The sequence below is a fragment of the Agrococcus sp. GCM10030265 genome (genome assembly GCF_042666675.1).
Classification (GTDB): Bacteria; Actinomycetota; Actinomycetes; order Actinomycetales; family Microbacteriaceae; genus Agrococcus.
This window is the reverse complement of sequence record NZ_JBHTCZ010000002.1, coordinates 412,152-425,897: the sequence shown is the minus strand read 5'-3', so window position 1 is coordinate 425,897 and position 13,746 is coordinate 412,152. Positions and strand designations below refer to the sequence as shown.

The following is a 13,746-nucleotide window of genomic DNA, read 5'->3' as shown; positions in this document are numbered from 1 at the left end:
CGGGCCCGCGCCGCCCTCAGGGGCGGCGCGGGTTCCAGGTGCCCTTCGCGACGTCCGGCACGAAGTCCGTGAGGTCGACCGGCCAGCGCACGGTCTCGCCCGTCTGGGCGGACAGGTATGCGGCCATGAGCAGCTCGGCGACGGCGACGCCGTTGCGCAGCGACTCCGCGGGCTGCTCGCCGCGCAGGAAGCATGCGGCCACGTGGCGGTTCTCGCCCGTGTAGCCGTAGGTGGCCGCCTCGTCGGCGACGACCGGCATGAGGCCCTGCTCGGCGTTCTGCTTCTCGAGCATGTCCTCGCCCTGGTGCTGGCCGAGCTCGCGCGAGAGGAAGACGCGCGACTCGGTCTGCAGCGTGTCCGACTGCATCGAGTACTCGGGGCCCAGCAGCTCGAAGGCGAGCTTGAGGCCGGCGCCCACGTGGCTCCAGGACGTCGTGCCCTCGGCGATGACGATCTCGCCGTCGCCGTTGACGAACTCCCACGCCGCGCGGGCGTAGTCCTCGCTGGGACGCTCGCGGTAGTCGGGTGCGCCGGGGTAGAGCTCGAGCAGGCGCTCGGCGTACTCGGGCCTCCCCCACTTGAGCGACTGAATGCTCGCGCTCACCGAGACGGGTCGCAGCCAGTCGGCCGGGTCGACGCCGGGAGGCGTCAGGAGGTAGCGCCCGGCCTCGACCGAGTGGCACATCATGTCCGACAGCACGCCGCCGCCCTGGCGGGCGCCGTCCCAGAACCACGCCTTGTGCGGTCCCGAGTGCTCCTCGGCGCAGCGCGCGAGGTATGGCGAGCCCGACTCGGACGCGCCGCGGCGCCACACGAGCTCGTGGGCGCGCGTGATGGCCGGCGAGTAGACCTGGTTCTCGAGGTAGGCGTGCAGCAGCCCGGCGCCCTCGACGAGGTCGAGGATCGCCTGCGCCTCCGCGACGGTGCGGCCGAGCGGCTTCTCGATCGCGATGCCACGAAGCGTCGCGCCGTCCCGCACCTCGTCGCAGATGGCGCGGATGACGTCCAGGCGGGTGTCGTTCGGGGTGAGCACCCAGACGGCGTCGACGCGCGGATCGCGCACGAGCGCGCGCACGTCGTCGTGCACCGCGACGTCGGAGCCGACCGCGAGCTCCTCGGCGAGCGCCGCGACGCGGCTCGCGCTCTCGCGCGTGCGGGACGCGACCGCGACGACGTCCGCGTCGCGCACGCCGGTCCAGGAGCGCACGTGGAACTCGCCGATGAAGCCTGCGCCGACGATGCCGACGCCGAGGACGGAGCGTTCTGCCATGGGGTTCCCTTCGTTCAGGCGCGAAGCCTGCGCTGCCGGCCGTACACGGCGAGGAGCGCGATGAGCACGACGCCCTGCACGACCGTGCGCGCCCACTCGGGCATCGCGAGGGTCGTGAGCAGGCTCGTGAGGACGGTGAGGACGATCGCGCCGATCGCGCTGCCGAGGTAGCCGCCGACGCCGCCCGCGACGAGCGTGCCGCCGATGACGACCGCGGCGATGGAGGGCAGCGTGAGGTCGTCGGCGAGGTTCAGGAACACCTGCTGCGAGTAGCCGACCATCGCGATGCCGCCGAGGGCCGCGAAGAGCGACGACAGCACGTAGGCGCTGACGGTCGTGCGGCGCACGGGCACGCCGGAGAGCCGAGCGGCCTCCCTGCTCGTGCCGATCGCGTAGAGGCGGGCACCGAAGACGGTGCGGCGCAGCACGAGGGTGACGGCGATGCCGAGCACGAGCCAGACGACGAGGATGCCGGGCAGTCCGAGCACGTCGCGTCCGTTCACGAGCGAGACGAGCGCGGGCGCCGCACGGCCGTCGGCACGTCCGCCGGTGACGACGAGGATGAGCCCGCCGACGACGCCGAGCATGCCGAGGGTCATGACGAACGGCGGGATGCGCAGCAGCACGATGCCGAGGCCGTTCACGAGGCCGATGACGGCTGCGACGCCGAGGGCGAGGAGCACGGCGGGCACGATCATCGCGTCGTCGCCCGCCATGGTGCGGCTCGCGAGGATGGCGCCGAGGGTCGCGACGGTGCCGACGGAGAGGTCGATGCCCTCGCCGCCGGAGAGCACGACGATGGTCTGGCCGATCGCGATGATGCCGAGGAACGAGGCCACGCGCAGCATGTCGACGATCTGCGCGGGCGCGGCGAATCCCGGTCGCAGGATGCCGCCGACGACGACGAGCAGCACCGCGATGAGCGCTGCGATGACGATGGGGTCCTTGAGGACGCGCACGGCGCGGCTCATCGACGCCTCCTGGGGGCTCCGAGCGCGCTGAGCGCGAGGGCGAGGATGACGACGACGCCCGCCGCGAGGGCGCGCCACGACGTGGGCAGCCCGATCGCGAAGAGGATCGTCGACGACAGCGAGAGGATGATGGCGCCTGCGATGGCGCCGAGCGGCGAGCCGATGCCGCCGCGCAGGGCGATGCCGCCCACGACGACGGCCGCGACGCTGTTGAGCGCCAGGTCGCCGCCGATGAACGGGTCGCCCGAGCCGGCGTTGCCGAGCACGGCGAGGGCGGCGAGGCCGCAGATGGCGCCGGAGAGCGCGTAGGACGCGAGCTGGCTCGTCTGCACGGGCACGAGCGACGCGTACGCCGCGGCGGGGTCGCCGCCCGTCGCACGGATGTGCCGCATGATGCGCGTGCGTCGCAGCACGAGCCAGCCGAGCGCGACGGCGACGACGAGCAGCACCGACATCGGCACGGTCGCGATCGCCTGCCGGAACGTGCCGGTGAGCACGGCGGGCACGGTGCCTCCGGGCGTCGGCAGCACGAGCAGTGCGAGGCCCGAGAAGATCGAGGCGGAGGCGAACGTCGCGATGAGGGGCTGCAGCCGCAGGCGCGACACGATGAGGCCGTTCACGAGCCCGCAGGCGAGCCCGGTGCCGACGGCCGCGACGAGGCCGACGGCGGCCATGCCGTCCTCGCCGCGCATGACCTGCACGGCGACGACGCTCGAGAGCGCCACGATGGCGCCCGCCGAGAGGTCGAGGCCGCCGCCGATGACGACGATGGCCTGCGCGACCGCGACGAGCACGAGCGGCAGGAACGTCGCGAAGGTCGACGCGATGCCGTAGGAGCTCAGCAGGTTCGGCTGCAGCGCGATGGCGACGACGACGGCGATGACGAGCAGTCCGGCGGTCGCCCACGAGGCGACGCGGACGCCGCGGACGCGGTCGACGAACGACGCCGTCGACGACGGGGGCGACGGCCGGGTGGCGGTGTCGGTCATGCTGCGTCCTCCTCCTTCGCCTCGCCGTGCTCGCCCTCGCCGATGCGCAGCGCGGCCTGCACGAGCCGCTCCTCGGTGATCTCGTCGCCGACGAGCGTCGCGCGCACCTGCCCCTCGTAGAGCACGAGCACCCGGTCGCAGACCGTGACGAGCTCGCGATCCTCGCTCGAGTTGATGAGCACGGTCGCACCGCGCGCGGCGAGCGATCGCACGATCCGGTAGATCTCGGCCTTGGCGCCGACGTCGACGCCCTTCGTCGGGTCGTCGAGCAGCACGACGGTGGGCTCGGTGAGCAGCCACTTGCCGAAGACGACCTTCTGCGCGTTGCCGCCGGAGAGGCTGGAGATGGGGTCGGCGAGACCGCCGATCTTGATGGCGAGCGCCTCGACCATCGACTGCGCCGCCTCGCGCTCGCGTCGCGCAGACAGCACGCCGACGCGCGAGCGGCCCGCGATGCTCGCGATGGCGAGGTTCTCCTGGATGGGGCGTGCCGGCAGGGTGCCCTGCGTGCCCCGGTCGCCGGGCACGAGCGCGATGCCGCGGCCGGCGGCGGTGCGGGGCGACGAGAGTCGCACGGGCTCGCCGTCGACCTCGACGTCGCCCGTGGCCGGGGTGGCGCCGAACAGGGCGAGCAGCAGCTCCGACTGCCCCTGGCCCTGGAGGCCGCCGAGCCCGACGATCTCACCGGCGCGCGCGTCGAGGTCGATGCCGTGCAGGGCACCGCCTGCGAGGCCGCGCACGCTGAGGCGCACGGCGCCGTCCGCGACGTCGGCGTGCTCGCGCTCGACGGCCTGCACGTCGCCGACCATGAGGCGCACGAGCTCGTCTGGCGTCGTGTCGGGCACGCTCGTGGCTGCCACGGTCTCGCCGGAGCGCAGGATGGTCGCGCGATCGCACAGCTCGGTGATCTCGTCGAGACGGTGCGACACGAAGAGGATCGCGGCGCCGCCGTCGCGCAGCTCGCGCACGACGTCGAACACGAGGGCGACCTGGTCGCGGTGCAGCGACGCCGTCGCCTCGTCGAGGATGAGGATGCGGGGGTCGCGCAGCAGCGCCTTGCCGATCTCGACGAGCTGCTGCTGCCCGGGTGCGAGGTCGCGGACGGCGTCGTCGGCGCGCACGTCGCCGAGCGCCGGACCGAGCCGCTCGAGGATGGGCGCGACGCGCCTCTCGGCGGCGCGGTCGGAGAGGAAGCCGATCCTGCTCGGCTCCGAGCCGAGCACGAGGTTCTGCGCGACCGTGAGGTCGGGCACGAGGCTCAGCTGCTGGTACACGGCGGCGATGCCCAGCCGTGCGGCGGCTCGCGGCGACCCGATGCGCACCGGCTCGCCCGCGAGGGCGATCTCGGCGGCATCGGGTCGCACGGAGCCCGCGAGCACCTTGCCGAGTGTCGACTTGCCGGAGCCATTGGGGCCGAGGAGGCCGTGGACCTCGCCGCCCGCGGCCGTGAGGCTCGCGTCGCGAAGGGCCTGCACGCCGCCGTAGCGCTTGCGCACGCCCTGCAGCCGCACGAGCGGCGAGGTCCCGGTCATCGGATCAGTCCTGCACGAGGTACTGCTGGACGTCGTCGGCCGAGAGGATCGAGTCGAGCACGTAGGACTCGCCCTCCTCCTCGGTCTCCGCCCAGACGGCGTCGAGGTTCTCGTTCGTGACGGGCTCCTCGAGGTCGAGCACGAGCGTGTTGCCGTCGACGAGCTGCGACTCGTCGATCTCGGCACCCTGCAGCATCGCCATGGCGAGGTGCAGCGCCGTGGCGCCCGTGCCGGGCGGGTTCGTGACGCCGATCGACTCGAAGTCGTCCGACTGCTCGTTCCACAGCTGCAGGAAGCCGTTGCGGGCCTCGCCCGTGACGACGATCTCGTCGACGCGGTCCGCGGCGATGACGGCCTGCAGCACGCCGAGGGCCATGCCGTCCTGCGTCCACACCCCGTCGATCTCGGGGTAGGTGGCGAGCAGGTTGCCCATCTGCTGCTGGCCCGTCGCCTGGTCCCAGCCGCCGTCGGCGGTCGTGAGCACCTCGACGCCGGCCTCCTCGAAGACCTCCTGGGCGGCGCCGTAGCGCGCCTCGTTCGCGGGGTGGCCCGAGATGCCGTTGACGGCGACGATCTGACCGCCCTCGCCCACCTGCTCCGCGAGCCACTCGGCGCTCGTCGCCGCCCACTCGGCCTGGTCGATGCCCACGTTGATGACCGACTCGGCCGTGACGGCCTGGTCGATCGCGAAGACGAGGATGCCCTGGTCGGTGGCCTCCTGGAAGACCTGGTCGAGGGCCGAGCCGGAGTTGGGGTCGACGATGATCGCGTCGACGCCGGCGTTGATGAGGTTGCGGACCTGCTGGATCTGTCCGTTGACGTCGGTGTCGGCGTTCTCGAGCACGAGGTCCTCGAGCACCCCCTCGTCCTGGTAGTCGGACGCGGCGTCCTCGATGTCGGCGATCATCTGGGTCCGGTACTCGGAGCCGACGAAGCCGTTGGAGATGCCGATCGTGAAGGGTCCGGTCGACTCGCCGTCCCCGCCGGACGATGCCGGCTCGTTCGAGACGGTGGAGCAGCCGGTCGCGACGAGGGCCGTCGCCGCCAGGGCCGCGACCCCGAGAGCACGCATGCGCATTCGATGCCTCCTTGCATCAGCGGTCCGCACTTTTGCGCAGACTGCGAGAAATGATGTCGTCAGTCTGGCACGAGGATTCCTCGCTCGGCCAGAGCCGTGACCGGATCGTGACCCGATCAGGATGCGATGAGGCGCTCCAGCGGCCCGAAGGCATCGATCGCGACGGCCGCGGCGCCCAGCACCGCGCCATCGGTCGCGGTCGACGGCGGCACGAGCCGCGGCACGTGGAGGACGCGCCCGCGCAGGCGCTGCTCGAGCTGCGGCACGATCGCCTGAGCCAGCGGCGCGAATCGCCCGGCCAGCACCACGACGTCCGGATCGAGCACCGCGCACAGGTTCGCGATGGCGACCGCGAACTCGTCGAGCACGCGGTGCGCGAGCAGCGCGGCATCGTCCTCGGCGTCGAGCCTCGCGAACAGGGCGGCGAACGGATCGTCGCCGGCGAGCGCGATCCCGTCGAGCCGCGCGCGGCGCTCGATGCCGACGGCGCCCAGCTGCGCCTCGAGGTCGCCGAAGTCGTCATCGAGGTGCTCCATGGGTCGCGCGTCGAGCAGCATGCGCCCGATCTGCCCCGCGAAGCCGCGCGAGCCCTCCACGACGCGGCCCGCCTCGACGATGCCCGAGCCGATGCCCTCGAACACCGCGAGCGCGACGAGGCTCGACGCGTCGCGGTGCGCACCCCATCGCGACTCGGCGAGCGCGATGAGGTTGGCGTCGTTCGCGACCGCGACCGGCACTTGGATGCGCTCGCGCAGCAGGTCGCCGATGCGGATGCCGCGCCACCGCAGCGCCGGCGCGAAGTCGATCGCTCCGTCGGGCTGCACGGGACCCGGGATCGCGACGCCGACGGCGATCGGGCGGCGCTCCGCGGCGTGCCACGCCTCCTCGACGGCATCGAGCGTGTGCTGCAGGCGCGCCTCGGGGTCGAGCGGGGGCGCCTCGATGCGGCGCGACTCGCGCACGGCACCGCCCAGGTCGACGAGCGCCAGCGTCGTGTGCCGGTCGGCGACGTCGACCGCCAGCACGCTCGCGGCACGATCGTCGACCTGCACGCGGCCGAGCGGCCGCCCGCCCGCGGGTCCGACCGCGCTCTCCTCGAGCAGCAGGCCGGCCTCCAGGAGCGCTGCCACCGCACGGGACACCGTGGCGACGCTGAGCCCCGTGCGCGCAGCGAGCTCGGCGCGGGAGGCGCCGTGCGCCTCGCGCGCAGCCTGCAGCACCGCCGCGCGATTGCGGTGCGTCGTCGACTGCGAGCTCACGGACGCCATCTTGGCATCGACGCGGCGCGTGTCCGGACACGCGCGCGATTCGCGGACGGCGGACACGCCGAGCGCCGTCCGACCCTCCGCGTAGGCTGGATCGGTGACCCAGCAACCCGCTCCGCATCCGTCGCCGCAGCGACGCGCGAGCCTCGAGGTGCTGCGGGCCGAGGCGGCCGACGAGCGCTCCGTGCTCGTCGAGGAGCGGCTGCGCGCCGGCGAGGACCCGTGGGACTTCATGGCCGACCTGCCGAGCGTCGACGAGCTCGTCGTCCTGCTGCTGCGCAGCGAGCGCATCCTGCCGCCGGGTGCCGTCCGCCCGGACGAGGACGTCAGCGACGTCGTGCTGCGCCGCATCGCCGCCGACTACCCGCCGCTCGCCACCACCGTGTGGTCGATGCTGTCCGAGGCGGAGTCGGTGCGCACGTGGGCGCCGCGCATCCGGCGCATCGGCCGCTGACTGCGCTCCCCCCACGCGCGGAACGGCGCAGCACCCGGAGGTGCTGCGCCGTCCTCGCGGGGATCTCCTCGATGGTGAGGCCGAGATCCCTCGCTTCGCTCGGTGCGGTCAGATCGTGAAGCCGAGCGCCCGCATCATCTCGCGACCGTCCTCGGTGATGCGCTCCGGGCCCCACGGCGGCATCCACACCCAGTTGATGCGGAAGCGCGCGACGATGCCGTCGAGCTTGTCGGCGATCTCGGTCTCGATGACGTCGGTCAGCGGGCAGCCCGCCGACGTCAGCGTCATCGAGATGACGAGGGCATCCTGCTCGTCGTCCCACGCGAGGTCGTAGATCAGGCCGAGGTCGACGATGTTGACGTCGAGCTCGGGGTCGACGACGCCCTTCAGGGCCTCCGTCGCCTCGTCGAACAGCTCGGGTGCGAGCTCGGTGACTGCCATCAGACTCCTGCCTTCAGGAACCGATCGTAGCCCTCGTCCTCCAGACGCTCCGCGAGCTCCTTGCCGCCCTGCTCGGCGACCTTGCCGTCGACGAAGACGTGCACGAAGTCGGGCTGGATGTAGCGGAGGATGCGCGTGTAGTGCGTGATGAGCAGCACGCCCATGCCGGTCTTGTCCTTGACGCGGTTCACGCCCTCGCTGACGATGCGCAGCGCGTCGACGTCGAGGCCCGAGTCGGTCTCGTCGAGCACGGCCAGCCTCGGCTGCAGCAGCTCGAGCTGCAGGATCTCGTGGCGCTTCTTCTCGCCGCCCGAGAAGCCCTCGTTGACGTTGCGCTCGGAGAACGACGAGTCCATGCGGAGGTCGCTCATCGCCTCGCGCACCGACGAGATCCACGGGCGCAGCTGCGGCGCCTCGCCGGCGATCGCGGTCTTCGCGGTGCGCAGGAAGTTCGACACCGTGACGCCGGGGATCTCGACCGGGTACTGCATGGCGAGGAAGACGCCGGCGCGAGCGCGCTCGTCGACGCTCATCGCGAGCACGTCCTGGCCGTCGAACGTGATCGAGCCACCGTCGACCTGGTAGCGCGGGTGGCCGGCGATCGTGTACGCGAGCGTCGACTTGCCGGAGCCGTTCGGCCCCATGACCGCGTGGATCTCGCCCGAGCGGATCGTCAGGTCGACGCCCTTCAGGATGGGCTTCGAACCCTGCTCGGTCTCGATCGAGACCTGCAGGTCCTTGATCTCCAGGGTGCTCACGTCAGCTCCTTCCGTCGGCCGCGAGGCCGGACACGTCGATGGGGTTCGTCACGTCGACGAGCACGTCGTCGCCGTCGATCGTCACCGGATAGACCGGCACCGGCTCGTAGGCCGGGAGGTTCAGGGGGTGGCCCGTGCGCAGCGAGAACCGCGAGCCGTGGGCCCAGCACTCGAGGGTGTCGTCCTCGACGAAGCCCTCCGAGAGCGAGATGTCGCCGTGGGTGCAGCGGTCGCCGAGCGCGTGGATCGCGCCTGCGGAGTCACGCACGATCGAGACGGCGATGCCGCCGACCTCGACCTTGCGCGGCTCGGAGACGGAGACCTCGGAGACTCCGCACGCGCGGGTCGCGCTCATGCCCCCGCCCGCGACGCGGGTGCCAGGCCGGCACCGCGTGCGATCTCGGCCTCGATGTCGGCCGCGAGACGCTCCTCGAGCTCGGGGATGCCGATGCGCTGGACGATCTCCATGAGGAAGCCGACGACGACGAGGCGTCGCGCCTGCTCCTCGGGGATGCCGCGCGCCTGCAGGTAGAACAGCTGCTCGTCGTCGAAGCGACCGGTCGCCGACGCGTGGCCGGCGCCCGCGATGTCGCCCGTCTCGATCTCGAGGTTCGGGATCGAGTCGGCGCGCGTGCCGTCGGTGAGCACGAGGTTCTGGTTCTTCTCGTACGAGTCGGTGCCCGTGGCGCCCTGGCCGATGAGCACGTCGCCGATCCAGACCGTGCGCGCGCCCGTGCCCTGCAGCGCGCCCTTGTAGAGCACGTCGCCCTTCGTGGAGACGCCCTCGTGGTGCATGTAGACCTGCGACTCGAGGTGCTGCCCGGCGTCGGCGAACGCGAGGCCGAGCATGTCGCCCTCGGATCCCTCGCCCGCGAGGCGCATCGACGGGTTCACCCGCACGGCGCCGCCACCAAAGGTCACGACGACGTGCTTGAGGTACGCGCCTGCGCCGACGACGGCCTGGTGGGCTGCGGCGTGCACGGCCGTGTCGTCCCACTCCTGCACGGAGACGACCGTGAGGCGGGCGCCGTCGCGCACGAGGATCTCGACGTTCTGCGCGTACGCAGCCGAGCCGGAGTGCTCGAGCACGACGGTCGCGACGCTGCCCGGCATCGCCTCGACGACGACCTGCGACGTCGCACGACGCCCCTCGCCGAGGCCCTGGATGCGGGCGACGAGCGGCTCGGCGACCGTCTCGCCCTCGGGCACGCGGATGTGCAGGGCGTCGGGGCTGCGCTTCCACGCGATGGCGGACGCGACGTCCTCCGGGCGGAAGATCTCGCCGCGCGGCGCCGCGTCGTGGCCCGAGGACGGGACGACGTAGGCCTCGAGGCTCGCGAGGTCGTAGGCGACGGCATCCTGCTCGGCGGGCGTCTCGTCGTCGACGAGGAGCGGCGCGAGACGCCGGACGTCCGACAGCTTCCAGTTGACCTCGCGGCCGGTCGGCGTGCCGAAGTCGGCGGGCTCGAACGACGTGGGCCGCTCGGAGCGGGTCTGGATGGGGACGAAGGGGGTGCTCTCCACCACGGTCATCAGCCGACGGATCCTTCCATGCTCATCTCGATGAGCTTGTTGAGCTCGAGCGCGTACTCCATGGGCAGCTCGCGGGCGATGGGCTCGATGAACCCGCGCACGATCATGGCCATGGCCTCGTCCTCGGGCATGCCGCGGCTCATGAGGTAGAACAGCTGCTCCTCGGACACCTTCGACACCGTCGCCTCGTGCCCGAGCACCACGTCGTCGACGCGGATGTCGATGGCGGGGTAGGTGTCGGAGCGCGAGATCGTGTCGACGAGCAGCGCGTCGCACCGCACGGTGTTCGCCGAGTGGTGCGCGTTCGCATCGACCCGGACCTCGCCGCGGTAGCCGGCACGGCCGCCGCCTCGCGCGATGGACTTCGAGACGATCGACGACGTCGTGTGCGGCGCCATGTGGATCATCTTCGCGCCGGCGTCCTGGTGCTGGCCGGGGCCCGCGAAGGCGACCGACAGGGTCTCGCCCTTCGCGCGCTCGCCCGCCAGGTAGATCGACGGGTACTTCATCGTGACCTTGGAGCCGATGTTGCCGTCGATCCACTCCATCGTCGCGCCCTCGTGCGCGATCGCGCGCTTCGTGACGAGGTTGTAGACGTTGTTCGACCAGTTCTGGATCGTCGTGTAGCGGACGCGGGCGTCCTTCTTCACGATGATCTCGACCACGGCCGAGTGCAGCGAGTCGGACGAGTAGATCGGGGCCGTGCAGCCCTCGATGTAGTGCACGTACGAGCCCTCGTCGGCGATGATGAGCGTGCGCTCGAACTGGCCCATGTTCTCGGTGTTGATCCGGAAGTAGGCCTGCAGCGGGATCTCGACGTGGACGCCCTTGGGCACGTACACGAACGAGCCGCCCGACCACACCGCGGTGTTCAGGGCCGCGAACTTGTTGTCGCCGGAGGGGATGACCGAGCCGAAGTACTCCTCGAAGAACTCCGGGTGCTCCTTGAGCGCCGTGTCGGTGTCCATGAAGATGACGCCCTGGTCCTCGAGCTCCTTCTGGATGGAGTGGTAGACGACCTCGGACTCGTACTGCGCGGCGACGCCGGCGACGAGGCGCGCGCGCTCGGCCTCGGGGATGCCGAGGCGGTCGTACGTGGTGCGGATGTCCTCGGGGAGGTCCTCCCACGTCTGCGCCTGCTTCTCGCTCGAGCGCACGAAGTACTTGATGTTGTCGAAGTCGATGCCCGACAGGTCGGCGCCCCACGTGGGCATGGGCTTGCGCTCGAAGAGCTGCAGCGCCTTCAGCCTGCGGTCGCGCATCCACTCGGGCTCGCTCTTGAGGCCGGAGATCTCCTCGACGACCTGCGGGTTGATGCCGCGCTTGGCGATGGCACCCGCCTCGTCGGAGTCGTGCCAGCCGAACTCGTACTGGCCGAGTCCCTCCAGCTCCGGTCGGTCGATCAGCACGTCGGCCATCGCTCCCCCTCACCTCTCGAAGTCTGCAAATGGATGGGCCAGCCATGCCATTCCGTGGACACCGTCATGCGGTGGCAGAATGGAGGGGCTGATGGTCGTAGCCCGACACGGGCCTCATCCGGACCACCAGCCTACCGTGACCCGCCCACGCGCAGCGGAACCTCATTGCGCTGGAAGAGAGCACCGTGACCCGCGGCATCCGCATCGCAAGCCTCGCGACCCTCGCGACCCAGATCGTCATCGTGGGCACGGGAGGCGCCGTGCGCCTCACGGGCTCCGGCCTCGGCTGCACGACATGGCCCTACTGCACGCCCGAGTCGTTCGTGCCCGTGCCCGAGCAGGGCATCCACGGCGTCATCGAGTTCGCCAACCGCGTCATGGGCGGCGTCGTGCTGCTCGTCGCGGCGATCATGCTCGTGCTCGCGATCCTGCACCGACGCCGGCATCCCGGCGTCCTCCCCCTGGCGATCGTGCTCGTCGTCGGCACCGTCGCCCAGGCGCTCATCGGCGCCATCGTCGTCTTCCTGCACCTGCGACCCGACACCGTCGGCATCCACTTCTCGCTCTCGGCGATCCTCGTGGGCGTCGCGGCGTGGATGGCGTGGCGCGTCTTCCGCGGCCGGGCCACGCGATTCGGCGGCACGCTCGCGCAGCGGGCGCTCATGCTCGCCACCGCCGTCATGGTGCCCGTCGTCGTGTACGTCGGCATCCTCACGACGGGGTCGGGCCCGCACGCCGGCGACGGCGGGGCAGCGCGCAACGGTCTCGACCCGGCCGTGATGCAGCACGTGCACGCCCTGCCCGCCTACCTCCTGCTCGCCCTCGCGGTCGCGCTCGTGCTCGTCGGCTGGCGGCGGCGTCCGTTCGGCATCTGGGCGGGCACGCTGCTCGCGCTCATCGTGACGCAGGCGCTCGTCGGCGTCGTGCAGTCGAACCTGGGTCTGCCGATCGCGCTCGTCGGCGCGCACATGGTCATCTCGGTGATGATCGTCGCGTGCACCGTGGTCGCCGCGCTGTCGCTGCGGGTCGAGGTGCGCGAGCCGCTCGAGGCGGACGTCCCGCGCGAGCCCGTCGCCGCCTGACGCCGGCGTCGGGCAGGATCGTGCCCATGAGCATGCGCCTGGGCGTCCTCGACGTCGGCTCCAACACGGTCCATCTGCTCGTCGTCGACGCCGCACCCGGCGGCCGGCCCATCCCCCACCAGTCGCACAAGGTGACGATGCGCCTCATGCGCTACCTCGTCGACGGCGCCATCAGCGACGAGGGGCAGCGCGCCCTCGTCGCGGCGATCCAGGAGTGCGTCGACGTCGCCGAGTCGGTCGGGCTCGAGCGGCTGCTCGTCGTCGCGACGAGCGCGGTGCGAGAGGCCGAGAACGGCGAGGCCGTCATCGCGCGCATCGAGGCCGAGACGGGCGTCGAGCTCGACATCCTCTCCGGCGACGACGAGGCACGTCTCACGTTCCTCGCCGTGCGGCGATGGTTCGGCTGGGCGGCCGGGCGCATCCTGCTGCTCGACATCGGCGGCGGGTCGCTCGAGATCGCCGTGGGCGCCGACGAGGAGCCCGAGGTCGCGCTGTCGGTGCCCCTCGGCGCGGGTCGCTCGACCGTGACCTTCCTCGCCGACGATCCCCCGTCGGCCGCGCAGCAGCGTGCGCTGCGCACCTACGCGAAGGCCGTGCTCGACGACGTCGTCGGCACGGTGCGCGCCGCGGGCAGGCCCGACCACGTCGTCGGCTCGTCGAAGACCATCCGCTCGCTCGCCCGCCTCGCGGGCAGCGTCGTGCCCGGTCTCGGCGGCGACGATCGAGTCGTGCTGCGCCGCAAGGACCTCGACGACTGGGTGCCGCGCATCGCGCGCATGGATGCCGACTCGCGACACGCGCTGCCCGGCATCACGCCGGACCGCACCTTCCAGATCGTCGCGGGCGGCATCGTGCTCTCGGAGGCGATGCGCGCCTTCGGCGTGCGCGAGCTCGACGTGTCGCCGTGGGCGCTGCGCGAGGGCCGCCTGCTGCGTCACCTCGACCGGCTGTGAGT

General features: G+C 71.9%; 14 protein-coding genes. 3 read left to right on the top strand and 11 right to left on the bottom strand.

All coding sequences use genetic code 11. The features are described 5' to 3' along the window. Positions 1-16: 16 nt before the first annotated feature. The 6 genes from ACFQPP_RS06160 to ACFQPP_RS06135 all read right to left on the bottom strand — a co-directional run bounded on the left by ACFQPP_RS06160 (position 17) and on the right by ACFQPP_RS06135 (position 7,099). Positions 17-1,270, bottom strand: a complete 1,254-nt coding sequence (locus ACFQPP_RS06160; RefSeq protein WP_376915670.1) for a Gfo/Idh/MocA family protein — start codon at positions 1,268-1,270, stop codon at positions 17-19. A 14-nt stretch (positions 1,271-1,284) separates the two neighbouring features. Further along, positions 1,285-2,241, bottom strand: a complete 957-nt coding sequence (locus ACFQPP_RS06155; RefSeq protein ID WP_376915669.1) for an ABC transporter permease — start codon at positions 2,239-2,241, stop codon at positions 1,285-1,287. Continuing rightward, on the bottom strand, positions 2,238-3,230 hold the full coding sequence (locus ACFQPP_RS06150) for an ABC transporter permease (RefSeq protein WP_376915668.1): 993 nt from the start codon (positions 3,228-3,230) through the stop codon (positions 2,238-2,240). Before ACFQPP_RS06150 ends, ACFQPP_RS06155 begins: the two co-directional genes overlap by 4 nt. Beyond that, a complete protein-coding gene (locus ACFQPP_RS06145; protein ID WP_376915667.1) occupies positions 3,227-4,762 on the bottom strand; it encodes a sugar ABC transporter ATP-binding protein in 1,536 nt (511 codons plus the stop codon). Before ACFQPP_RS06145 ends, ACFQPP_RS06150 begins: the two co-directional genes overlap by 4 nt. Before the next feature lie 4 nt (positions 4,763-4,766). Beyond that, positions 4,767-5,840 (bottom strand): substrate-binding domain-containing protein, encoded by a 1,074-nt coding sequence (locus ACFQPP_RS06140; protein ID WP_376915666.1) that lies wholly within the window; start codon positions 5,838-5,840, stop codon positions 4,767-4,769. A gap of 116 nt (positions 5,841-5,956) precedes the next feature. Further along, positions 5,957-7,099 carry an ROK family protein gene (locus ACFQPP_RS06135; protein ID WP_376915665.1) on the bottom strand — a complete coding sequence of 381 codons (1,143 nt, stop codon included), beginning with the start codon at positions 7,097-7,099 and terminating at the stop codon, positions 5,957-5,959. A 103-nt stretch (positions 7,100-7,202) separates the two neighbouring features. Between ACFQPP_RS06135 and ACFQPP_RS06130 the strand changes: the two genes are divergently transcribed. After that, positions 7,203-7,559 (top strand): tryptophan synthase subunit alpha, encoded by a 357-nt coding sequence (locus ACFQPP_RS06130; RefSeq protein WP_376915664.1) that lies wholly within the window; start codon positions 7,203-7,205, stop codon positions 7,557-7,559. Between the two features lie 108 nt (positions 7,560-7,667). On the opposite strand, the gene ACFQPP_RS06125 is transcribed toward ACFQPP_RS06130, so the two are convergent. From ACFQPP_RS06125 to sufB, 5 genes are read right to left on the bottom strand one after another with little or no spacing between them, the layout of a single operon-like run. Beyond that, a complete protein-coding gene (locus ACFQPP_RS06125) occupies positions 7,668-8,000 on the bottom strand; it encodes a metal-sulfur cluster assembly factor (RefSeq protein ID WP_376915663.1) in 333 nt (110 codons plus the stop codon). After that, on the bottom strand, positions 8,000-8,758 hold the full coding sequence (gene sufC / locus ACFQPP_RS06120) for a Fe-S cluster assembly ATPase SufC (RefSeq protein WP_376915662.1): 759 nt from the start codon (positions 8,756-8,758) through the stop codon (positions 8,000-8,002). Before sufC ends, ACFQPP_RS06125 begins: the two co-directional genes overlap by 1 nt. Position 8,759: 1 nt before the next feature. After that, a complete protein-coding gene (locus ACFQPP_RS06115; RefSeq protein WP_376915661.1) occupies positions 8,760-9,113 on the bottom strand; it encodes a non-heme iron oxygenase ferredoxin subunit in 354 nt (117 codons plus the stop codon). After that, on the bottom strand, positions 9,110-10,291 hold the full coding sequence (sufD, locus tag ACFQPP_RS06110; protein WP_376915660.1) for a Fe-S cluster assembly protein SufD: 1,182 nt from the start codon (positions 10,289-10,291) through the stop codon (positions 9,110-9,112). Before sufD ends, ACFQPP_RS06115 begins: the two co-directional genes overlap by 4 nt. Beyond that, positions 10,291-11,709: a Fe-S cluster assembly protein SufB gene (gene sufB / locus ACFQPP_RS06105; protein WP_376915659.1), complete on the bottom strand. Its 1,419-nt coding sequence runs from the start codon at positions 11,707-11,709 to the stop codon at positions 10,291-10,293. Before sufB ends, sufD begins: the two co-directional genes overlap by 1 nt. Before the next feature lie 185 nt (positions 11,710-11,894). On the opposite strand from sufB, the gene ACFQPP_RS06100 reads away from it, so the two are divergent. Together ACFQPP_RS06100 and ACFQPP_RS06095 are read left to right on the top strand one after the other, a co-directional pair. Continuing rightward, complete coding sequence (locus ACFQPP_RS06100) at positions 11,895-12,791, top strand: heme A synthase (protein WP_376915658.1); 897 nt, start codon at positions 11,895-11,897, stop codon at positions 12,789-12,791. 32 nt (positions 12,792-12,823) lie between these two features. Continuing rightward, positions 12,824-13,744: a Ppx/GppA phosphatase family protein gene (locus tag ACFQPP_RS06095; RefSeq protein WP_376916765.1), complete on the top strand. Its 921-nt coding sequence runs from the start codon at positions 12,824-12,826 to the stop codon at positions 13,742-13,744. The last annotated feature ends 2 nt before the right edge of the window (positions 13,745-13,746 follow it).